Raw genomic sequence first — 22,221 nt, forward strand, 5'->3', positions numbered from 1 at the left:
CGATATCGCGGGGGATATCGCTACCGGCGCATCTCAGCTCTGAGGCGCACCGCCGCAGCCCCCCACCCACGAGTGGCCAGTTATCGCACGTTATGCCCGAAAAGCGGTGCAATAACTGGCCGTTCGACGACCGAAAGCGATAGCTAGCCGCGCGCCTTGGCTCGTGCCTTGGCCCGCGCCCGCAGCGAGGCGGTCAACTCGACCTTGCGGACCCGGACGACCTCGGGGGTCACCTCGACACACTCGTCCTCGGCGCAGAACTCCATGGCCTGCTCGAGTCCGAGGTCCAGGGGCCGGGCCAGGGTTTCCATGACGTCGGCGGTCGAGGACCGCATGTTCGTCAGCTTCTTCTCGCGGGTGATGTTGATGTCGAGATCCTCGGCGCGCGGGTTGATCCCGACGACCTGGCCTTCGTAGGTGTCCTCGCCCGGCTCGACGAAGAACTGTCCGCGGTCGGCCAGCTGGATCATCGCGAACGGGGTGATCGACCCGGACCGGTCGCTCACCAGCGAGCCGGTGTGGCGGGCCCGGATCTCCCCGGCCCACGGCCGGTAGCCCTCGAACACCGCGTTGGCGATGCCGGTGCCACGCGTCTCGGTCAGGAAGTCGGTGCGGAAGCCGATCAGTCCCCGGCTGGGCACCACGAAGTCCATGCGCACCCAGCCGGCGGCATGGTTGGTCATCTGTTCCATCCGCCCCTTGCGGTTGGCCATCAGCTGGGTGATGGAGCCGACAAACTCCTCGGGACAGTCGATGGTCAGCTCTTCGAACGGCTCGTGCAGCTTGCCGTCGATGTTCTTGGTGACCACCTGAGGCTTGCCGACGGTCAGCTCGAAGCCCTCGCGGCGCATCTGCTCGACGAGGATGGCCAGCGCCAGCTCACCACGGCCCTGCACCTCCCAGGCGTCAGGGCGGCCGATGTCGACGATGCGGATCGACACGTTGCCGACGAGTTCGGCGTCGAGACGGTTCTTCACCATGCGGGCGGTCAGCTTGTGACCCGACACCCGGCCGGCGAGCGGCGAGGTGTTGGTGCCGATGGTGACCGAGATGGCGGGCTCGTCGACGGTGATGCGCGGCAGCGCGTGCGAGTTGTCGGGATCGGCGAGGGTGTCGCCGATCATGATCTCGGGAATCCCGGCGACCGCCACGATATCCCCAGCCGCCGCTTCCTCCGTCGGATTGCGATCGACGCCCTCAGTGGCCAGCAACTCGGTGATCTTGGCGTTGGTGATCACCGGCGAGCCGTCGACCTCGCGCATCCACGCGACCTGCTGGCCCTTCTTGAGCCGGCCGTTGTAGATGCGGATGAGGGCGAGGCGGCCGAGGAAGGCCGAGGCGTCGAGGTTGGTGACCAGAGCCTGCAGCGGCGCCTCCGGGTCACCCGAGGGTGCCGGGATGTGCTCCATCAGCACGTCGAACAGCGGGTCCAGGTTCTCGCCGTCAGGGTTCTCACCGTTTTGGGGCTGCGTCGTCGACGCGATGCCGGCCCGGCCCGAGGCGTACAGGGTGGGCAGATCCAGTGCCTTCTCGGCGGCCGCCTGGGCCTCGTCGTCAAGATCGGAGGCGACGTCGAGCAGCAGGTCGTGGCTTTCCTCGACGACCTCGGCGATGCGGGCGTCGGGCCGGTCGGTCTTGTTGACCACCAGGATCACCGGAAGGTGCGCGGCCAGCGCCTTGCGCAGCACGAACCGGGTCTGCGGCAGCGGCCCCTCCGAGGCGTCCACCAGCAGGACCACACCGTCGACCATGGACAGGCCACGCTCCACCTCGCCACCGAAATCGGCGTGACCAGGGGTGTCGATGACGTTGATCACCGTCATGGTGCCGTCGGCATGGTGCCGGTGTACCGCGGTGTTCTTGGCCAGGATGGTGATGCCCTTTTCCTTCTCAAGGTCACCGGAGTCCATCAGGCGCTCGACTGCGTCGTCGCCGCGGTGCGTCAAGGCACCGGACTGTCGCAGCATCGCGTCGACTAGGGTCGTCTTGCCGTGGTCGACGTGGGCGACGATGGCGACATTGCGAAAGCTCGGGCGTGAATCCACACCGACATTCTCGCAGGCTGGCCGGTCGATCACGAAAACGAGAGAGCCCCGTCACGTTGAAGTCCGCAAAAATCGCCGGCCTGAAGCCCAAGAAAAAGTGCTGCAAAAGCAAGCCGCGCTGCAAACGCTGCCCGCTGGTTCTGCACAAAGTCCGCAAGGCCGAGAACAACGGATTGCACGGTAAAGAACTGGACAAGGTCTTCAAACGGGCCAGGAAGTCCTAGGTTTCGCGAGTACCGTTTCAGGTATCCGTCACGTTGCGATAGGCGAGCTTGGAGGTGCCGGTCATGACGGTTTATGAAGCGCTCACGGTCGCGTTGATCATGGTGCTCGCTGCGGGAACCACAGTCGCGATCTACGTGGGTATGGCCAACTGGATCGGCGCCTGCTACATGGTCCGCTGCAGCGAATGCCACCACCTGACCTTCGCGTCGGCGAACCAGCCGCAGGCCTCCTGCGCGCACTGCCGTCACCCGATGCTGATGCACCCGCTGTACGCGACGCAGCATCCGGGCCACGCCGTGCGGGTCGTCGACGACCGGCTTCGGTACTAACCGCCGCCCGCCGCACCGTAGTGCGGCATCGCATGGTTCCGGAGCTGACGCCCGGTGACCTTCTCCGACCGTATCCGCACGAAATGATCGCGCCGCCCCTCAGCCCACGGCTGCACGAACGTCCCGGCGACCTGCACCTGCTCGTCCACGTCGGTGATGTGCTCGGCATGCCCGACGATCGTCACGCTCCAGCCGGTGCGTAGGTCGGGGTCGAGCTCGTCGGCCTCGAACGCCACCACCTGACGATCGGTCGCGGCGATCAGCTTGGGCCCGCCGGCCACCCGGATCACCACATCGTCATGCCACACCCGGAAATTGACGGGCTGCACGGCCGGCAGGGCGTCCTCGGTGAACACCAACCTGCCGACGCGTACCCCCTCCAGCAGATCCAGGCACTGCCTGCGGGTGAGAACGCCGAGTTCAGATCCCTTCATCGGTCAACCTCCCTGTACGAGTTGCAGAGTACCCACGGGGGTGGCCCGCCAGTGGCCAATGCCGATATCGACCAGACGGGCGACCGCGCGTTCGATGCCACGGGCCAATTCGGACACATCGGGCGCCGCGTCGTAATCACCGATCACCCCGAAGACCAGGCGGTCGGCGTAGCTCATGATGGCCACACCGGTGCGTAGCTGCAACGCCAGCGGCGGAATCGGAAGCAGCCGGACGATGTCGCAACCCATGACACACAGTCGATTCCGCGGGCCCGGCACATTCGTGGCCACGGTGACGACGCCGCGCTGCGGCAACCGGGTCAGTGCCCGCACCGTCCACGCGGTGAGCGGGAACGGGATTGCGTTGGCCGCCGACACCAGGACATTTCCCGCTTCGCGCTGCCCGCTGGCTTTGGCCCGGGACAGCCGCGAATGCACGGCGCGCAACTGCTGTAGCGGATCGGCCTTGTCGACCGGGAGGTACGGCAACATCACCGACACGCGGTTGTCAGTCCGATCGTCCGCATCCGCGGTGCGCACCGAGACCGGCACCAAGGTACGGAGCGCATCCCGGCTGGGCTTCTCGCCGCGACGGATGAGGGTTTTGCGAAAGCTGTCGGTGATCGCCGCCAGGGCAACATCGTTGACGGTCACCCCGAATTCCCGGCATACCGTGTCGACGTCGTCCATCGACACCTCGCCGGCGGCGTAGCGTCGCATGCTGGTCACCGGGCCGGTCAACGAGGTGGCGGCCGCCGGACGCAGCAGGCCGGTGACGATGCCAACCGCACCCTGGACGGCCTGCATCGCGGCCACGGGCAACCCAGTCGAAATGCGCCACGCCTTACCGATCCACTCGACGGGGTTGAAAACAGCGGTCCCCCCGGCGGTTTGTTGCTTCAGGGCATGGCCGGTCAGGTCGCCGTCGTCACACAGGCGGCTGAGCAGCCGGGTGGCCGCGATCCCGTCGGCGATGCAGTGGTGGACCTTCAACAGGATCGCCCATCTGTTGCCGGCCAGACCGTCGACGACCCAGCATTCCCACAGCGGTCGGTCCCGGTCCAGGCGCCGTTCCATGATGTCGGCTGCCCACCGGTACAGCGCCGCATCGTCGCCGGGTTGGGGCAGCGCCGCATACCGGATGTGGTGTGCCGCGTCGAAATTGGTGTCTTCGACCCATCGCGGCGCCCCGAGGTCGAGGGGCTGGGTGTGCAGCAGCTGATGCAGGCGGGGCGCGGTCATGGCCCGTTCGGCAAGCGAGGCCACGACGGTGTCGGCGCCGGGCATCGGTCCGTCCAGCACGGCGATCGCCCCGATCGCCAGGCTCGCGTGCCGGTCGGAGTCCTCTGCTTCCAGGAACCCCGCGTCCAGGGCGGTCAACTGCTCCATACCGTTGATCCTCCGCCTGACGGGGATCCGCACAGCAGGGCCGAAGGTCCCTAGTTCGGGATCACCAACCCCGACGCTGCGGGCGGGATCCGACCAGTTCACTCTCCTTGGCGACGTCGCGGCTGCGGTACACGACGTAGGGCCGGAACAGGTAGCCGATCGGCGCGCTGAACACGTGCACCAGCCGGGTGAACGGCCACAGGCAGAACAGCACGAGCGCGATCATCACGTGGATGTGGAAGTACACCGGCGCCTGGACCATCAAGTCGCCGCGGGGCTGGAAGATCCAGATCGAGCGGAACCACGGCGAAACAGTCTCGCGGTAGTCGTGCTCGGCGCCCTCGGGCGTCGCCCCGATCGCCGTACAGGCGAACCCGGCCACCATCGCGGCCACCAGGACGACGTACATCGTCTTGTCGTTGACAGTTGTGGCCATGAACACCGGGCCGGTGGCGCGGCGGCGGTAGATCAGCAGTGCGATGCCGACCAGGGCTGCAATTCCGGCGATGCCGCCGAGGATCACCGCCTGCAGGTGATAGATGTGGTCACTCATCACCAGATCCATCCACGATTCGGGGATGAACAGGCCGATGACGTGTCCGACGAACACCACGAGCATGCCGAAGTGGAACATCGGGCTGGCGATGCGCAACAACCGCGACTCATAGAGCTGGGACGAGCGGGTGGTCCAGCCGAACTTGTCATAGCGGTACCGCCACCAGGTGCCCACGGCCACCATCGCCAAGGTCACATACGGCACCACGTCCCAGAAGATCTCCCAGCCCGACATCAGAGCACCTCCTGTACCCGGCGGGGCGGAACGGTCAGCTGAAATGGCTGCAGTCCCACCGATTCCGCAGGCGGTCCGGACATCATCAGACGCGACACGTCATCGACCGAAGCCAGCGACGGCAGGGTTCGGGCCACCGCCGCGACAACCGGCGAGTACGGTGACCCTGCGTCGGCCAACGCGCGCGCAACCACACCGATGGGCACCCGGTATTTGGCGAGCAGCCGTCGTCCCGCCTCCGGGTCGACAGTGGCCGCAAACTCCAGCACCACCGGAAGATGGTCGGGTGCCTCACCTTTCGGGATCTCGACGCCGGCGGCCCGGTAGGTCTGAGTGAATTCGACCATGTCTGCGCCTCGGTTGCGGGTATCGCCCGACGTCCAGTACGTCAGCAGCATGGTGCACCGCTTCTGGAGGTCGAAGGTGTCGACGTACTCCTGCTGCAGCTCCATGGTGGGGCGCAGGCTCAACCCGACGACGGTTTCGCCGAGCAACGCCCTGGCGTCACCGGTGACGTGGTCCAGCATGCGTGCCGCGGCCTGCAGCCGGTCGGTATGCCCGTCGTCCGGGTAGGCCAGCATCAGCGACGCCGCCTGCCACACCAAGCGGTCCTGCATGGTGTTGTCGCGGGTGCGACGAGTCAGGCCGCTGTCGCGGGTTCGGTTGCGACGCTTCATCACCGATCACCACCTGGGAACATCCCGGACGGCACTCCCCTGCCGTCCCAGTTGAGCAGATTGACGCGCGAGGGCCGGTCGGCGTTGGCGGCCATGCCGTCGCTGGTCTGCCGGTGTTGCAACGCGTGGAACGTCTCCACCGCCACCGGGACGGGCCCACCGCTGGCCTCACCGAAAGGACCCGACTCGTACATTCCGGGGCCGCCTTCGAAGGACAGCGAGCAACCGGGCTCCTCCGTCCCGGGAATGCCCTCGGTGCTGTACGCAGTCGGAATGACGTAGCGCTCCTCGTATTTTGCGAGCGCCAGCAGCCGGTACATCTCGTACATCTGTTCCTCGGTCATCCCCACCGCGGCCGGGATGTGCGGCTGGGTGTCGCGCCCGAGGTTGATGTCACGCATGTACGAGCGCATCGCCGCGAGACGGCGCAGCACTCCCTCGACGACCGCGGTGTCTCCCGCGGTGAACAACCCCGCGAGGTATTCGATCGGGATCCGCAGTGCCTCCAGGGCTCCGAACAGATTGCCGACGTCCTCGCCGTCGTGCCCGTCGCGGCTGACCGCGTCGACCACCGGCGACAGCGGCGGGATGTACCACACCATCGGCACCGTCCGGAATTCCGGATGTAGCGGTAGCGCGACACCATAGGTGTGGATCAACTTGTACACCGGGGAACGTTGGGCGGCCTCGATCCATTCATCGGAGATGCCCTCGGCCCGGGCCCCGGCGATCACCTCGGGGTCGGTCGGGTCGAGGAGGATCTGCCGCTGCGCCTCGTAGAGGTCCTTGTCGTCGGGCACCGATGCCGCCTCCAGCACCCGGTCGACGTCGTAGAGCACCAGACCGAGGTAGCGCAACCGGCCCACGCAGGTCTCGGAGCACACCGTGGGTAACCCGACCTCGATCCGCGGGTAGCACAGCGTGCACTTCTCGGCCTTGCCGGTCTTGTGGTTGAAATACACCTTCTTGTACGGACATCCGGATACACACATGCGCCAGCCGCGGCAACGGTCCTGATCGACCAGCACGATGCCGTCCTCGGAACGCTTGTACATCGCGCCCGACGGGCAGGACGCCACACACGCCGGGTTCAGGCAGTGCTCGCAGATCCGGGGCAGATAGAACATGAAGGTCTGCTCGAGTTCGAGCTTGATCTGCTCGCTGACCTGTTTGAGGACCGGATCCCCTGGCACGATCTCCGGCGACCCGGCCAGGTCGTCGTCCCAGTTCGCCGACCACGACACCTTCATGGGCTTGCCGGTGATCAGGCTGCGCGGCGGCGCGGTCGGGATGTGCTCACCCAGCGGCGCCGAGGTCAGGTTCTCGTAGTCGTAGGTCCACGGCTCGTAGTAGTCGTCGATCGAGGGCAGCTTCGGGTTCGCGAAGATCCTGGCCAGCTTGGCCAGCCGACCGCCGTCACGCAGTCGCAGCCGGCCACGCCGGTCCAGCTTCCACCCCCCGCGCCACTTCTCCTGGTCCTGATAGGTGCGCGGATAACCCTGCCCTGGACGGGTTTCGACGTTGTTGAACCAGACGTACTCGGTGCCGGCCCGGTTGGTCCAGGCCTGTTTGCAGGTCACCGAACACGTTTGACACCCGATGCACTTGTCGAGGTTCATCACCATCGCCATCTGGGCCATGACCTTCACTGGTACTTCACCTCCTGCGAGCGGCGGCGGACCACCGTCACTTCGTCACGCTGATTTCCGGTGGGGCCGAGATAGTTCCAGGCGAACGAGTGCTGGGCGTACCCACCGGCAAGATGGCTGGGCTTGACCAACAGCCGGGTCAGTGAGTTGTGGATACCGCCGCGGGTTCCGGTGGTTTCGCTCAGCGGTACGTCGATGGTCCGTTCCTGGGCGTGGTAGACGTACACCACTCCCTCTGGCATGCGGTGGCTGACCACGGCGCGGCACACCAGTACGCCGTTGCGGTTCACCGCCTCGATCCAATCGTTGTCCTTCACATCGATCTTGTCGGCATCCAACGGACTCATCCACATGGTCGGGCCGCCGCGCGACAGTGACAGCATGAACAGGTTGTCCTGGTACTCCGAGTGGATCGACCACTTGGAGTGCGGGGTCAGATACCGCACGGTCAGGCCGATACCGTCGCGGCCCAGCTTCGATTCGCCGAACAGCCGCGCCATGTCCAACGGTGGCCGGTAGATCGGCAACTGTTCGCCGAGTTCCTCCAACCAGTCGTGGTCGACGTAGAAATGCATTCGGCCGGTGAGGGTGTGGAAGGGCTTGAGCTCCTCGATGTTCACCGTGAACGGCGCGTAGCGCCTGCCGCCGGTCTCACTGCCCGACCACTCGGGGCTGGTGATCACCGGGACCGGTCTGGCCTGGGTGTCGGCGTAGGTGATCCGGCGTTCCTCGTTGCCGATGGCCAGGTGAATGAGCTTGCGACCGGTACGTCGTTCGAGTTCCCGGAAGCCTTCCACCGCGAGCCGGCCGTTGGACGTGCCCGACAGTGCGAGGATCACATCGGACATCCGCTCAGCCGTGGTGATCGCCGGGCGGCCCTGGCCGGCACCCGAATCCATCACCCCGAACTTGGCGGCGAGTTCGGCCACCTCCTGGTCGGGATGGGTGGTGACGCCCTTGGTGGTCAGGCCCAAGCTCTCGACCAGTGGGCCCAGTGTTGCCCACTTCTCGGCGATTGCCGTGTAGTCGCGCTCGACCACCACCAGCGGACCCATCGTCTTGCCCGGCACCGGCGTCTCACCGGTGACCCGCCAATCATGTTCGGTGCCACCGGGATACGCCATCGCACCCGGGGTGTCGTGCTGCAGTGTGCCCATCACCACGTCGGTGCGGGTGCCCAGGTGCCGGGCCGCGAGCGCGCTGAAGGTCCGGGCGATCGCACCGAAAGCTTCGAAATCCGAACGGGTTTCCCACGGCGGGTCGACCGCCGGACTGAAGGCGTGAATATAGGGGTGCATATCGGTGCTGGACAGGTCGGACTTCTCGTACCAGGTCGCCGCGGGCAGCACCACATCGGAGAGCAACGTCGTCGACGTCATACGGAAGTCGATCGACATCAGCAGGTCGAGCTTGCCCTCGGGAATGTCCTCGGTCCAGGCCACGTCCTTGGGCCGCAACTCCGCCCCGGCCGGCTCGGCCTGCACGTTCGACGTCGTGCCCAACAGGTGCCGCAGGAAGTACTCGTTGCCCTTGCTGGACGAGCCCAACAGGTTGGCCCGCCAGACGTTGAGTACACGAGGCCAGTTCGCCGGATTGTCGGGATCGGTGACCGCGAGTTTCAGCCCACCACTTGCCAATTGGCCGGCCACATAGTCGGGCACTTCCTGGCCGGCAGCCTTGGCCTCGTCGACCACATCCAGGCTTGAGCGGTCGAACTGCGGGAAGAACGGTGTCCACCCCATGGCCACCGCCGAACTCATCACATCCATCGTGTGCTTGTCGCGGAATCGGCCCCGCCCGACCGGACTGGACAGCGCGTCGGCCCGGTATCCGTCGTAGCGCCACTGGTCGGTATGGGCGTACCAGTACGACGTGCCGGCCATCTGCCGCGGTGGGCGCGACCAGTCGGTGCCCATCGCCATGGCGGCCCACCCGGTGACGGGACGGCACTTCTCCTGGCCGACGTAGTGTGCCCAGCCACCGCCGTTGCGGCCCATCGAACCGGTGAGCAGCAGCAGTGCCAGCACGGCCCGGTAGGTGGCATCGCCGTGGAACCACTGGCAGATCCCGGCGCCCATGATGATCATCGACCGGCCGCCGGATTCCTCGGCGTTGCGGGCGAATTCGCGTGCCACCCGGATGGCCTGGCCCGCCGAGACTCCGGTGATCTGCTCCTGCCAGGCCGGGGTGTACGGCTGGGTGGCGTCGTCGTATCCGGTGGGCCAGTCACCGGGCAGTCCGGGCCGATGCACGCCGTACTGGGCCAACATCAGGTCGAACACCGTGCACACCAGGTGCTCACCGACCCGTCGCACCGGCACCCCGCGCTGCATGGTCGCGCCGCTGCCGTCGACGGTGTCGAACCGCGGCAACGTGATCTCGGCGGTCTCGAAGATGTCCCCCGACACCGTCAGCGCGGGAACCAGGTCCTCCAGATCGAGATTCCACTTACCGACACCATCGGCGCCGTACCGGAACCCGAGCGAGCCCTGCGGGACTGCGACACTGTTGCTCGCACCGTCGAGCAGCACCGGCTTGAACGCCGCGTTCTCCTGCTCGGCGGTCGGGCCGCCGAGATCTGCTGCGGTGAGGTTTTTCCCGGGAACCAGCACACCGTCGCGCTCTTCGAGCTTGACCAGGAACGGCAGATCGGTGAACTTGCGAACGTAATCGACGAAATAGGGAATCCGCTTCTGCACAAAGCATTCGTCGAGGATGACGTGGCCCATCGCCATCGCCAGCGCCCCGTCGGTGCCCGCCGCGCACGGCATCCACTCGTCGGCGAACTTGGTGTTGTCGGCGTAATCCGGGCTGACCGTCACCACTTTGGTTCCGCGGTAGCGGACCTCGGCCATCCAGTGCGCATCGGGCGTACGCGTCACCGGGACGTTCGAGCCCCACATCATCAGATACGACGCGTCCCACCAATCGCCGGACTCCGGCACATCGGTCTGATCGCCGAACACCTGCGGAGAGGCCACCGGCAGATCGGCGTACCAGTCGTAGAACGACGTCATCACCCCGCCGATGAGCTCCACGAACCGGGACCCGGCCGCGAACGACACCATCGACATCGCCGGGATCGGCGAGAAACCCGCCACCCGGTCCGGCCCGTAGGTCTTGATGGTGTGCACATGCGCGGCGGCGATCATCTCGGTGGCCTCGGTCCAGCTGACCCGGACCAGGCCGCCTTTACCGCGCGCCCGGTGATAGCGCTTGCGGCGTTCCGGATCGCCCTGAATGTCGGCCCAGGCGAGCACCGGATCCTTCAGGCGCGCCTTGGCTTCCCGATACATCTCCACCAGCACGCCACGCGCGTACGGGTAGCGCACCCGCGTCGGCGAGTAGGTGTACCAGGAGAACGCCGCACCGCGCGGGCATCCACGTGGCTCGTACTCAGGTCGGTCCGCCCCCACCGACGGGTAGTCGGTCTCCTGGGTTTCCCAGGTGATGATCCCGTCCTTGACATAGATCTTCCAGGAGCATGAACCCGTGCAGTTGACCCCGTGGGTGGAGCGCACCACCTTGTCGTGGCTCCACCGGTCGCGGTAGAACACGTCGCCCTGACGGCCCCCCTGGCGTGTGACCGTACGCAGGTCGTCGGAGAACTCACCGGCGGTGAAGAACCTCCCACTGCGCTCGAGCAATTCCTCGATCGATCCGCCGACGTGGGGCTTGCTCATCGATGGGCCTCCTTGGCCTGCTGAGGTTCGTGGGCGTGCAGTCGTAGAGCGGTGTAGCCGAACGCCACCAATGCCGTCGCCACCAACAGCACAAGCCCGACGGAGTAGTCGTGATCCACAGCGTCGTACGTAGCGCCCATCACCAGCGGCGGGAAGTAGCCGCCCAAACCACCTGCGGCGGCCACGATTCCGGTGACCGAGCCCACCTCTTTGGCCGGTGAACGACGCGCCACCCAGGCGAACACGCCGCCGGTACCGATGCCCAGGAAGATCGCCAGGCCGATGAAGGTCGCCGCCGACCACACGTCCGGGGGCGGCTGGAACATCGCGATGAAGGCGAGTACCGCGGTTCCGGCGAAGGACGTGAGCACGACGTACTTGGGCGGTATCCGATCCGAGAGCGCACCGCCGATCGGCCGGGCCAGCACCGCGGCCAGTGCGAAGCCCGCTGTGCGGGAACCTGCTTCGACGGAGGAGAACTCGTACACGTTCTTGATGTAGGTGGGCAGGTAGTTGCTGAATGCGACGAACCCACCGAAGACCACCGCGTACAGGAACGACATCTCCCACGTCACCGGAAGTTTCAGCGCCGACTTGAGCTTCGGCAGCACCGGGTCGGTGTTCGGCTGGAATGCCGGTGAATTGCGCATCACCACAATGCACAGCACCGCCGTCAGCGCCAGGGCCGCCGCGATGATGAGATGCGTCGGGAACAATCCGAACCACCGCACAAATCGCGGAGTGAAGAATGCCGACAGCGCTGTGCCGACCATTCCCATGCCGAATACGCCGGTGGCATATCCGCGGCGGGACGGCTCGTACCAATTGTTGGCGAACGGGATTCCGACCGCGAATATGGTGCCCGCGATTCCCAGGAAGAATCCGCACACCAACAACATCGGATAGGACCGTGCCTCACCCGCCGCCCCGACGGCCAGCACCGGCACGATCGAGGCCAGCGTCACCGCGAGGAACATGGTGCGACCGCCGTACCTGTCGGTCAGTGAGCCGACCGCTATGCGGCCCAGCGATCCGACCAGTATCGGCGTGGCGACGAGCATCGAAGCCTGCGTGGCACTGAGCTTCATGTCGCCGGCGTAGGTAGTGGAGAGTGGGCCGATCATGTTCCAGGCCCAGAAGTTGATGGCCGAGACCCAGGTGGCCAGCACAAGATTCATGCCCTGCCCTTGGCCCAGGTACGGCGTACTTGCCGTGGTCACTCGAACAGCAAAACATCATGTTCGGCGCGGTCGCGTCATTTTCCCGGAAACGTTGTGGGTGGTTTCACGGAAATGTAATCCGCAACATCGATATGCCCAAATAAATCTCATGCGCCCGAGGCCCGCGGTCGGCTTGTTGTGCGAGCATGCGCGACGGCACCCGAAATCCCGTCGTGTCAGGTACTTTCACGTCCGCTGGCCGGGGTAAGCGCTGCGGTCAGATCCGCAAGCCAAGCCCGATCGGCCGGTACCCATGGGAGTTCGTCGAGTTCGTCGGCGGTGACCCATCGCAGCGCCCGGTGATCGTGCGGTTGCGGGCTGCCCGCGGTCAGTGTGGCCCGGTAGGCGCGCAGGGTCATGCCTGCCTTGAGCGTGACATCCACGCCGAGGCGGGCGCCGACACTCACCTCGACCCCCAGTTCCTCTCGCAGCTCGCGGGTCAGCGCATCGGCGTCGCTCTCGCCGGCGGCCACTTTGCCACCGGGCAGTTCCCACAATCCGGCAAGCTCCGGCGGCCGCCGGCGTTGGGCGACCAACAGCCCGGCCTCGGAGAACAATGCACCCGCCACGACGATCTGTTCATCCATCGCGCCCGACGGTATACCGTCGGGTATGGCCGTGTTATCGAACGATCAGGTCGACGCCGCACTGCCCGATCTGCCGGGCTGGGAACGCGCGGCGGGTGCCCTGCGCAGATCCACCAAATTCCCGACGTTCCTCGACGGCATCGACGCCGTGCGCCGTGTCGCCGAATTCGCCGAGGAAAAAGACCATCACCCTGACATCGACATCCGCTGGCGCACAGTCACATTCGCACTGGTGACGCATTCTGCCGGCGGAATCACCGAGAAGGACCTCCAGATGGCTACGGAGATCAACCGGATTCTGGCCGACCAGCCGGGCTAGACGCGCTTGGCGTAGTCGTCGCGATCCAGGCCAGCGTCGCCAGCGTCGCGACGATGTAGACCAGCCCGGCCCAGGCCAGATACCAGGGTCGGCCGATCTCCCAGATCGTCGGCTGGGCGAAGCTGAGCAACCACGGCACGCCGACCAGCGTGAGCGCCAGCCAACCCCAGCCCAGCACCCGCGCGCCCAGCCGGTTCGCCAGCGGCCCGTGCAGCAACCAGATCATCAGTGGAATCAGCCAGACCCAGTGGTGCGTCCACGAAATCGGCGAAAGCAGCAACCCGAAGAGGCTCACGATCACGATCGCGCCCAGCCGGTCGGCGCTGCCGCCGATAGCCCGCCAGGCCAGAACGGCAAGGACCGCGGTGACGGCGATGCCGAGCAGGACGGCCGGACCGTATCCCGCGTCATGGCCAAGGATCCGGGAGATCCCGCCGCGCCAGGACTGGTTGAACGACGTCCCGATCGGTCCGATCCGGTCTGCGTCACCGAGAAGTTCGGTGAAATACCGGCGCGCCTCGTCGCCGATCACCAGCACCGAGAACGCGACCGTCCCGAAGAACACCACGGCCGAGAACACCGCAGCGCCCCACCTGCGCGCGCCGAGGAAGTAGAGCCCCGAGACCGCAGGCGTCAGTTTCACGCCCGCGGCCAGACCGACCAGCAGCCCCGACAGCCACCAGCGGTTGCTGTAGACGGCGCAAAGCACCGCCAGCACCAGGACGACATTGACCTGCCCATAGTCGAACGTGCTGCGCAGCGGCTCCGTCCAGATACCGACGGCCGTCCACAACATCGCGACACGCCGGGGCGCCGGACCGCCGAGCAACAGCTGACTGACCCGCACCACGCCGTACAGAGCGGCGATGATGCCGATCTGCCAACAGAACGCCACCAACCCGAACGGCAGCAGATGCAGCGGGTAGAACACCACCGCCGCGAACGGCGGGTAGGTGAAAGGCAGTGGGAAATCCGGTGTCTGGTCCGCGTAGACGTAGTCGTAGAGCGGGCCGGCCCGACCGTCCAGGGTGGCGGCGCCGCCGACATAGACGTGCAGGTCGACGAAGTTCGCGCCGTTGGGGACGAGATAGGTCCAGGCCAGGCGCGCCGCAATGCTGAGGACCAGCAACGCAGGCGCCAGACGGTAGAGCCGCGCGGTTGCTGAGACGTGGGTGGCCGGTTCGGTGTTAACGGACACGACTTTAGCGACCCGCCCGGCTCGTCTCGTCGGCGGTTTGTCACGCCAGCGCGGCTCTCGCCGCCGAGGGTCACGCTGGAGTGACGGGCGACCCGCGGCCTGACCCCGATTGTCACGCTGGAGTGGCTGTCGGCGCCGGGCGTCACTCCAGCGTGACAATCGCCGAGAGTGAGGTTCCCGATCCCGACGCATCACGCCCAAGGCACTGCGAGATAACGAATTCGGTCAGGGCAGTAACGGTTGAATAACCGCCACACGTGTCACTTGAGTCCCATCAGTAACTCGATAGTTTTCCCTTCAGACGTGCAAGCAACCGATTGGGAGAACCATGATCTTCACCTGGAAAGCACTTTCCACCAGCATGATCGCGGCCGCCGGCGCAGTCCCGGTCGCGTTGGCCCTCAGCGCCTCAGCGAACGCCGAACCGGTGGCCCCGGCGCCGGTCCCGGCACCGAACCTGCCGATCGTCAACCAACTCGCCGGCGTGCCGGCTGCCGCGCCGCAACTGCTGCAGGGCGTGAGCTCCGCGTTGACCGGCACCCCTGCCGCCGCACCGGCTCCGGTTCCGGGCGCTACCGCCTCGGTGACGCTGCCGCAGGCACCGACGGCTGCCGCACCCGCTGCCGCCTCACCGCTCGGGTCGTTGCTGCCCGGCGCCACCGCACCGGCCGCGGCACCCGCGGTTCCGGCCGCGACGGCTCCGGTCTCCGGTCCGGCATCCCTGATCCCCTCTGCGGAGCTGACGATCCCGCAGGTGCCCGGGATGCCCATCCCGCTGCCCCAAAAGGTGAACATCCCGGGCGATCTGGCCTCGCTGGCTCCGGTTGCCGCTCAGACGGCGCTGCCCGCCGCGGCGTCGCCGTTGGCCCCGGCAGCGGCGGCAGCTCCTGCGGTTGCGGCTCCGGCCGCCGCCGCTCCGGCTGCCCTCAACCCCGAGGTCGCGGCGCTGGCTCCACTGCTGACCGCCGGCCTGCCCTGATCCCCGAACTGGTCTGACCGCCCGAAACGATTGGGAAAACCATGTCACCGCGTATGTCTCTGAAAACGATGTTCGGCACCGCCGCCGCAATCGGGTCCACCACCCTGTTGCTGTTCAGCAGCGCCGTAGCGAACGCCGATCCGGCACCGCTGCCGATCGACGCGGTACAGGCACCCGGTCTGCCGGCGATGGAGAATCTCAGTCCGATCATCCAGCAGGCTGCAGCCGATCCCGGCGGCGCCGTGCAACTGCTGATGGCAGCCGCGCAGGCATTCGCTGCCAACAAATCGGAATCGGCTGAATCCCGCAACGTCGCCACGGCGGTCAACCATTTCGCGGCGCAGCCCGTCGCCGCACCCGAGCATGTTCCTGCTCTGGGCGCCGGCGGCGACGCTCACCTGCCGATGGGTGTCGACCCGGCCCATGCGGCCGGGCCGGCCCCTGAGGCGCTGCCCGCACCGGCACCCGCGCCCGCTCCCGAGGCCGCACCCGCTCCCGCGCCGGCACCGGCTGCACCCGCTGCCCCGGCGGCACAGGCGGCGGCACCCGCACCCGAAGCTGCACCCGCGCCCGCCCCGACTCCCGGGGCAGTCCCGGTCGCGGCCACCATTCCCGCGCCGGCCCCTGAAGCTGCGCCTGCACCGGCACCCGCGCCTGAAGCCGCCCCGGCGGGTGCCCCGGCTCCGCCCCCTGGCTTCGGGCCGGACACGCCGACGACGCAGGACTTCATGTACCCGTCGATCAGCAATGGCTGCCTCAAGGACGGCGGAAACGTTCTGGCGACGGCGATCTCGGTGGCCGGCCCGGCCACGATCCCGCTGCCCGGTCCGAAGGCCGGTCAGACCGCGTACGTGTTCACCGCGATCGGCACTCCGGGCCCGGCCGCCGAGCAGAAGCTGCCGCTGAACGCCACGTGGGTGAACCTGACCACCGGCAAGTCCGGCAGCGTGACGCTGCAGCCGCGCTCGGACATCAACCCCGAAGGACCGACCACGCTGACCGCGATCGCCGACACCGGATCGGGCAGCATCATGACGACGGTCTTCGGCCAGGTCACCACGACCGAGAAGCAGTGCCAGTTCATGCCCACCATCGGATCCACGGTGGTGCCCTGACCACACCATATGAATGGGGAAACGAAATTCCCGGTCGCTTGCCTCACGGCTGGCGACCGGGAATTTTGTGTAGGGCTGTTTTCGGTTGAGTCTGGAGGCCTCAGTAGGCCATGAAGAGGATCATTTCGCGGTCGTACTCACGCCCGGGGTGCTGCTGGGCCAGATGCGCCTGAGCCTTCTCGACCAGGTCGTCCTCATCGGTCCCGCTGATCGCTTCTCCACACGGGCAGTTCAGATGTGTCTTCGCCATATGTTCACCATTGCATAGGTAGTCGAGCTTTCAACCCCGAGTGTGCACCCAGATCGCGATTTCGCCACGAAACGCGATCTCAGCGCACGCTCGACGCCGACATCAGCTCTTGGCCTTGGCTTCTTTGGCGGCTGCCTTCATCTGCTTCTTGTAGGTGCGGACCTTCTGCAGCGACCCGGGATCTACCACGTCGGCCACCGACATGAAGCTGCCGGCCGTGCCGTAATCCCCCGCGGCCTCACGCCAGCCCGTCGGCGTCACGCCGTACTGCTTACCCAACAGCGCCAAGAAGATCCGGGCTTTCTGGTCACCGAACCCGGGCAGCCGCTTGAGCCGGCGCAACACCTCTTTGCCATCGGGATCGCCGCTGGTCCACAGCGCCGTGACATCGCCGTCGTACTCGTCGACGATGGCCCGCGCCAGGTCCTGTACCCGCTTGCCCATCGACCCCGGAAACCGGTGAATGGCAGGGGTTTGCGACACCAGCGCGATGAATTCGTCCGGGTTGTAGTCGGCGATCTCGCGGGCGTCGACACGACCGAGACGGTCGGCGATCTTCTTGGGCCCGGCGAATGCGGTTTCCATCGGAATCTGCTGATCCAACAACATCCCGACCAACAGCGCGAACGGGTTGGACTCCAGCAGGGCGTCGGCCTCCGGGTCTTGGACTAGCTGCAGTTTTCCCACGTCGCCAGTCTAGGACTAGCCACGTTTTTGACGTCTGTGTCGGTGGAGTGTGCGAATGTGTACGCGTTAACCGGTGATGTGCCCACAGGAGATGGACATGAGACGCGTCGTTGCACCCTTCTTTGCAGCGGTGATTACCGCGCTTGCCTTGGCCGCCACGGCCAACGCGATCCCCGATCAGGGCACGCCGGAGTTCGACAACTACATGCAGGGCCTGGACCGCAACGGATTCCACTTGAATCCCGACACCGCGTGGCGCGTCGCTCACCAGGCGTGTACGGGCAGCATCCCGGGGTACATCAGCTGGGAGTTGGCCGCCCAGGGTGTGATCGGCCCCGGTGCGGAGCAGCGGGTGTACGACGTGGCCAGGAAGTACGCCTGCCCCGTTCAGTAGGTGAGCTAGCTGCGGTTTCGCCGCACAGCCATCTAAGGTTGGCCCACAATGTCCGGCGAAGTGGCAGTCGCGCTGGCCCTGGCGCTGATCTTGGCGGCGATCGCCGCCGTCGTCGTGGTGCGCACCCGGCGGGTGGTGGCCACCCCCACCGAACGTGCCGTGCACGCCGCACTGCACACCGCCGCGCAGGCCGCCCGCGCGTTACGTCAAGGCCTGGACACCGAATCCGCCCAGACCGCGGCGCCCTATCTGCGCGAGCTGACCGGTACCGCGGGGCTCGCGCTGTTCGACGATGACGCGGCCCTGCTGGCCCGTGACCACGACGATGAGGCGATCTGGCAGTCCGGCACCGTCGACGTCTGTGCCGACACCGCCCGCGAGTCGATCAGTGCCGGTCGCCGGGTACTGCACACCGCACGGTCGACAGCTGTCGTGGCGCAGCCGCTGCTGACCGAGGGCGGCGAGGTGCTCGGTGCCCTGGTGGTCCTGGCACCGGCCAGCCCTGGCCCGGGCATGCTCGGCGCGGTCGGCGAGGTGGCGCGCTACGCCGCCAGCCAGCTCGAGCTGGCCGAACTCGACGCGTCACGCGCCCGACTGGACCGGGCCGAGGTGCTGGCGTTGCGTGCCCAGATCAGCCCGCACTTCATCTACAACGCGCTCAACACGATTGCCTCGTTCGTCCGGACCGACCCGGACCGGGCCCGCGAACTGATCCTGGAATTCGCGGATTTCACCCGCTACTCGTTCCGTGCGGCCGGGCAGTACACCACGCTCGCCGACGAACTGCGCAACATCGACCGCTACCTGACGCTGGAACGGGCCCGGTTCGGCACCAGCCTGCGGGTACGGCTTCAGGTGGCCCCCGAGGTGCTCAACGTCGTCGTGCCGTTCCTCGCGCTGCAACCGCTGGTGGAAAACGCTGTGCGGCACGGGCTGGCGGGTCGGGGCGGCGGATCCGTGGAGATCATCGCCCGCGATGCGGGCACTGAATGCGTGATCACCGTGGAGGACGACGGTGCAGGCATCGATCCCGACACACTGCGCGCCGGCCCCGGCGACGCACTGGCCGACCGTACCGGGGAGTCCGCGCATGTCGGGCTGACAAATGTGGACCATCGACTGCGCGCGGCATTCGGCAACGATTACGGTCTTGTGGTCGAGACAGCGGTCGGTGCGGGCACCAAAGTGGTGATGCGCGTGCCGAAGTTCCGTTCAGGGGTCCGAGCCGGCGGAGGTGGTTTCGCATGAGTTCTGGCCTCACCGTGCTCGCTGTCGACGATGAGGCGCCCGCGCTCGACGAGTTGGCCTATCTGCTGGGGCAACACCCCGACGTCGGTGAGGTGCACACCGCGTCCGACGCCACCTCGGCACTACGCGAACTCAACCAGCACGCTTTCGACGCGGTGTTCCTCGACATCAACATGCCCGGCCTGTCCGGCATCGAATTGGCCGGGGTGCTGGCCAATTACGCGAACCGGCCCGCCGTGGTGTTCGTGACCGCCCACGAGGACAAGGCAGTGGCGGCCTTCGATGTCGGCGCCGTCGACTATCTGCTCAAGCCGATCCGGCAGAACCGCCTCGACGAAGCCGTGCGCCGGGCCGCGTCGGCCGCTCCGAAGGCCGCGGCCGCTGAACCGGCGCAGCCCGAGGATCGGGATTGGAACGTGGTTCCCGCCGAACTGGGCGGTATAACCCACCTGGTGCCCCGCGACAGCATCGGCTGGGTTGAGGCCGAAGGTGACTACGCCCGGCTGCACTCGGCCACCGGCGCCCACCTGGTGCGGATCCCGTTGAGCACCTTGGAAACCCGCTGGCGCGACCATGGGTTCCAACGCATCCACCGGTCATACCTGGTGTCACTGCGACAGATCACCGGGCTGCGTACCGCCGAAGGCGCCGTGCTGGTGCGGTTACGCGCCAACGGAACCTCCCCCGCCGTGGAGCTTCCGGTGAGCCGGCGCCAGGCCCGCGAACTGCGGGACCGACTGGTCCGCGATCCGATGCGTTCCCTCAAACCGGCGGGCAGCGATGAGTGAGCGGCCTGGGTCCGCTGGGCGGCCCGCCGCCGGACCCAATGGGCGGCCCGCCGCCGGACCCAATGGGCGGCCCGCCGCCGGACGCCAACGCGTCGTGCTGGCCCACCGCCGCGGTACCCGCATGGTGCGCACGCGCATCGAGGTGGCCGAGCAGACACAGGTGGGCGACGCACTGGTACGCGGCCTGGTGCGCACACAGTTGGGGCTCGCCTTGCGACTCGCCGCCGTAGTGGTCACGGTCGTGGTGGCCTTGGTACTACTCAATTCCGCCGTACCGGAGTTCGCCGCGCTCACCGTACTCGGCATCCGGCTCAACTGGCTGATCCTCGCCGGGCTGCTGTATCCCCTGCTGTACGGCGTAGGCCGGCTCTATATCCGACTGGCCGAGCAGGGCGAGCGCGATTTCGTCCGCGTCGTCGACAGCGAACCATGACCGGCGCACCGCTGACCGCCGCTGCCCTGCTCGCCGCCGTCGTGACCACCATCGCCATCGGCGCCTACGGGGTTCGGTTGTCGCGCACCACCTCCGACTTCCTGGTGGCCTCGCGCAGCGTCGGCCCGCAGTGGAACGCCGCCGCGATCTCCGGTGAATATCTCTCCGCCGCCTCGTTTCTCGGGGTGGCCGGGCTGATCGCGAAGTACGGCGCCGACGCGCTGTGGTATCCGGTCGGTTTCACCGCGGGTTATCTGGGCGTGCTGCTGTTCGTGGCCGCACCGCTGCGACGCTCGGGGGCCTACACCGTCCCCGACTTCGCCGAATTCCGGCTCGGCTCGGTCCGTCTGCGCAAGGTGGCCATGCTCGTCGTCGTGGTGATCTGCCTGTTTTATCTGGCGCCGCAGTATCAGGGCGCCGGGCTCGCCCTGAAAACGCTTCTGGGCGTGCCGGTCTGGATCGGACCGCTGCTCGTCGCCGGGATCGTGATCACCAACGTGGTGGCCGGCGGCATGCGGTCGATCACCTTCGTGCAGGCGTTTCAATACTGGCTCAAACTCACCGCCATCGCGGTCCCGGCGCTGGCCCTGCTCGGGCTGTTCATCGGCGACCGTGGCGATTTGGGCGGCCCACTGCCGCCCACTGTGCAGCAGCAGACCACCGTGCAGATCGAGACCGCAGTGGTGGTCCAGGTGATCGATCCGGCGGGCATCACCGTGTCCGGCGACCTGGACGGCCGTCACGTCGACTCCGCCACGATCACCGCGCCCGGGCAACACACCCTCGGCGCGGGCACCACACTCACGCTGGCCGCGGGTGCGGCCACGCCGGTGGTGGCCGGCACTCCGGGGACCGGCAGTGAGTGGATCGCCTCGGGCGGCGGCCTGGGCGGTGGACATCCGCTGTATCAGGTGTTGTCGATCATCGTCGCGACGTTCCTGGGCACCATGGGCCTGCCGCATGTGCTGGTCCGCTTCTATACCAACCCCGACGGTCGGGCGGCCCGCCGTACCGCGCTGGCGGTGGTGGCACTGCTGTCGGTGTTCTACTTCTTCCCGATCCTGCTCGGGGTCTTCTCCCGGTTGTACGTGCCGCAGCTGCTCATCACCGGAACTGCCGACGCTGCAGTGCTTTTGGCCCCCGGCGCAGCCGTCGGCGGGATCGGCGGCCAACTGCTGGCCGCCCTGGTGGCCGCCGGCGCCATCGCGGCGTTCCTGGCAACCTCCTCGGGCCTGCTGATCAGCGTCGCCGGGGCCCTGGCCACCGATGTGCTGCGCGGCCGGGTGCGCGACTTCCGGATCGCCGCAGTGTTCGGCGGGCTCATCCCGATCCCGTTGTCGCTGATGGTGTCCGGGCTGGAGTTGTCACGCAGCGTCGGCTTGGCCTTCGCGGTCGCCGCGTCCACCCTGTGCCCGCTACTGGTGCTCGGTATCTGGTGGCGCGGCCTGACGGCGATCGGTGCGGCATGTGGCCTCGCGGTGGGCGGATGTGTGTGCGGCAGCGCGGCGCTCGTGGCGATCAGCGGCGGTATCGATGACGACGTACTCGGCGGATGGCCCGCGGTGATGGTCGGTTACCCGGCGGCGGTCAGCGTGCCGATCGCCTTCCTCACCATGATCGTCGTCAGCATGTTCACCCGGCCCATCGCGGGCGTCGCGCAGATCTTCGCGCGCATGCACGTGCCCGAACGCCTCGGCCTCGGCGTCGAGCGGGTGCCCGCAGGCTGAACCGCCTGCCGCTCAGCCCCGACGACCGACCGCTCGGCGCAGCGATGACCGAATT

Annotated in this window: 21 protein-coding genes; 9 read left to right on the plus strand and 12 right to left on the minus strand. The window is 67.1% G+C overall.

The window, feature by feature from the left end:
• Positions 1–143 precede the first annotated feature (143 nt).
• Positions 144–2,045 (minus strand): translational GTPase TypA, encoded by a 1,902-nt coding sequence (gene typA / locus AC4ELS_RS25390; protein WP_499049756.1) that lies wholly within the window; start codon positions 2,043–2,045, stop codon positions 144–146.
• Between the two features lie 287 nt (positions 2,046–2,332).
• Between typA and AC4ELS_RS25395 the strand changes: the two genes are divergently transcribed.
• Complete coding sequence (locus AC4ELS_RS25395; protein WP_055120552.1) at positions 2,333–2,599, plus strand: hypothetical protein; 267 nt, start codon at positions 2,333–2,335, stop codon at positions 2,597–2,599.
• On the opposite strand, the gene AC4ELS_RS25400 is transcribed toward AC4ELS_RS25395, so the two are convergent.
• The 8 genes from AC4ELS_RS25400 to AC4ELS_RS25435 all read right to left on the minus strand — a co-directional run bounded on the left by AC4ELS_RS25400 (position 2,596) and on the right by AC4ELS_RS25435 (position 13,028).
• Entirely contained in the window at positions 2,596–3,033 is a 438-nt protein-coding gene (locus AC4ELS_RS25400; RefSeq protein WP_064882726.1) for a pyridoxamine 5'-phosphate oxidase family protein, read from the minus strand. The two genes, AC4ELS_RS25395 and AC4ELS_RS25400, sit on opposite strands and share 4 nt — an antisense overlap.
• 3 nt (positions 3,034–3,036) lie before the next feature.
• Positions 3,037–4,422 carry a WS/DGAT/MGAT family O-acyltransferase gene (locus AC4ELS_RS25405; protein ID WP_499049758.1) on the minus strand — a complete coding sequence of 462 codons (1,386 nt, stop codon included), beginning with the start codon at positions 4,420–4,422 and terminating at the stop codon, positions 3,037–3,039.
• 61 nt (positions 4,423–4,483) lie between these two features.
• A complete protein-coding gene (gene narI, locus AC4ELS_RS25410; RefSeq protein ID WP_064882722.1) occupies positions 4,484–5,212 on the minus strand; it encodes a respiratory nitrate reductase subunit gamma in 729 nt (242 codons plus the stop codon).
• Positions 5,212–5,889: a nitrate reductase molybdenum cofactor assembly chaperone gene (narJ, locus tag AC4ELS_RS25415; RefSeq protein WP_498887921.1), complete on the minus strand. Its 678-nt coding sequence runs from the start codon at positions 5,887–5,889 to the stop codon at positions 5,212–5,214. Before narJ ends, narI begins: the two co-directional genes overlap by 1 nt.
• A complete protein-coding gene (gene narH / locus AC4ELS_RS25420; RefSeq protein ID WP_064882719.1) occupies positions 5,889–7,538 on the minus strand; it encodes a nitrate reductase subunit beta in 1,650 nt (549 codons plus the stop codon). The genes narJ and narH overlap by 1 nt, the downstream gene beginning before the upstream one ends.
• On the minus strand, positions 7,535–11,221 hold the full coding sequence (locus AC4ELS_RS25425; RefSeq protein ID WP_499049761.1) for a nitrate reductase subunit alpha: 3,687 nt from the start codon (positions 11,219–11,221) through the stop codon (positions 7,535–7,537). Before AC4ELS_RS25425 ends, narH begins: the two co-directional genes overlap by 4 nt.
• Positions 11,218–12,399 carry a nitrate/nitrite transporter gene (locus AC4ELS_RS25430; protein WP_499049941.1) on the minus strand — a complete coding sequence of 394 codons (1,182 nt, stop codon included), beginning with the start codon at positions 12,397–12,399 and terminating at the stop codon, positions 11,218–11,220. The genes AC4ELS_RS25425 and AC4ELS_RS25430 overlap by 4 nt, the downstream gene beginning before the upstream one ends.
• Before the next feature lie 218 nt (positions 12,400–12,617).
• Complete coding sequence (locus AC4ELS_RS25435; RefSeq protein ID WP_448448996.1) at positions 12,618–13,028, minus strand: (deoxy)nucleoside triphosphate pyrophosphohydrolase; 411 nt, start codon at positions 13,026–13,028, stop codon at positions 12,618–12,620.
• 25 nt (positions 13,029–13,053) lie between these two features.
• Here AC4ELS_RS25435 and AC4ELS_RS25440 point away from each other — a divergent pair, with 25 nt between their 5' ends.
• Positions 13,054–13,347 (plus strand): 4a-hydroxytetrahydrobiopterin dehydratase, encoded by a 294-nt coding sequence (locus tag AC4ELS_RS25440; protein ID WP_448448997.1) that lies wholly within the window; start codon positions 13,054–13,056, stop codon positions 13,345–13,347.
• Here AC4ELS_RS25440 and AC4ELS_RS25445 read toward each other — a convergent pair.
• The gene (locus tag AC4ELS_RS25445; protein ID WP_499049764.1) at positions 13,316–14,545 is read right to left on the minus strand and encodes a mannosyltransferase; all 1,230 of its coding nucleotides are present in this window, start codon (positions 14,543–14,545) and stop codon (positions 13,316–13,318) included. The two genes, AC4ELS_RS25440 and AC4ELS_RS25445, sit on opposite strands and share 32 nt — an antisense overlap.
• Before the next feature lie 328 nt (positions 14,546–14,873).
• Here AC4ELS_RS25445 and AC4ELS_RS25450 point away from each other — a divergent pair, with 328 nt between their 5' ends.
• On the plus strand, positions 14,874–15,524 hold the full coding sequence (locus tag AC4ELS_RS25450; RefSeq protein WP_448448999.1) for a hypothetical protein: 651 nt from the start codon (positions 14,874–14,876) through the stop codon (positions 15,522–15,524).
• Positions 15,525–15,577: 53 nt separating this feature from the next.
• Complete coding sequence (locus AC4ELS_RS25455; RefSeq protein WP_463794968.1) at positions 15,578–16,639, plus strand: Rv1157c family protein; 1,062 nt, start codon at positions 15,578–15,580, stop codon at positions 16,637–16,639.
• A 100-nt stretch (positions 16,640–16,739) separates the two neighbouring features.
• On the opposite strand, the gene AC4ELS_RS25460 is transcribed toward AC4ELS_RS25455, so the two are convergent.
• On the minus strand, positions 16,740–16,889 hold the full coding sequence (locus AC4ELS_RS25460) for a DUF1059 domain-containing protein (protein WP_003882209.1): 150 nt from the start codon (positions 16,887–16,889) through the stop codon (positions 16,740–16,742).
• Positions 16,890–16,991: 102 nt separating this feature from the next.
• Positions 16,992–17,576: an HhH-GPD-type base excision DNA repair protein gene (locus AC4ELS_RS25465; RefSeq protein WP_064960444.1), complete on the minus strand. Its 585-nt coding sequence runs from the start codon at positions 17,574–17,576 to the stop codon at positions 16,992–16,994.
• A gap of 91 nt (positions 17,577–17,667) precedes the next feature.
• On the opposite strand from AC4ELS_RS25465, the gene AC4ELS_RS25470 reads away from it, so the two are divergent.
• From AC4ELS_RS25470 to AC4ELS_RS25490, 5 genes are all read left to right on the plus strand, one after another.
• On the plus strand, positions 17,668–17,970 hold the full coding sequence (locus AC4ELS_RS25470; protein ID WP_463794973.1) for a DUF732 domain-containing protein: 303 nt from the start codon (positions 17,668–17,670) through the stop codon (positions 17,968–17,970).
• A gap of 48 nt (positions 17,971–18,018) precedes the next feature.
• Entirely contained in the window at positions 18,019–19,218 is a 1,200-nt protein-coding gene (locus tag AC4ELS_RS25475; protein WP_499049768.1) for a sensor histidine kinase, read from the plus strand.
• Positions 19,215–20,006: a LytR/AlgR family response regulator transcription factor gene (locus AC4ELS_RS25480; protein WP_499049771.1), complete on the plus strand. Its 792-nt coding sequence runs from the start codon at positions 19,215–19,217 to the stop codon at positions 20,004–20,006. Before AC4ELS_RS25475 ends, AC4ELS_RS25480 begins: the two co-directional genes overlap by 4 nt.
• Before the next feature lie 121 nt (positions 20,007–20,127).
• Positions 20,128–20,439 carry a hypothetical protein gene (locus tag AC4ELS_RS25485; protein WP_110777271.1) on the plus strand — a complete coding sequence of 104 codons (312 nt, stop codon included), beginning with the start codon at positions 20,128–20,130 and terminating at the stop codon, positions 20,437–20,439.
• The gene (locus AC4ELS_RS25490) at positions 20,436–22,166 is read left to right on the plus strand and encodes a sodium/solute symporter (protein WP_499049774.1); all 1,731 of its coding nucleotides are present in this window, start codon (positions 20,436–20,438) and stop codon (positions 22,164–22,166) included. The genes AC4ELS_RS25485 and AC4ELS_RS25490 overlap by 4 nt, the downstream gene beginning before the upstream one ends.
• The last annotated feature ends 55 nt before the right edge of the window (positions 22,167–22,221 follow it).

It is taken from the genome of Mycobacterium shunyiense (assembly GCF_058270035.1).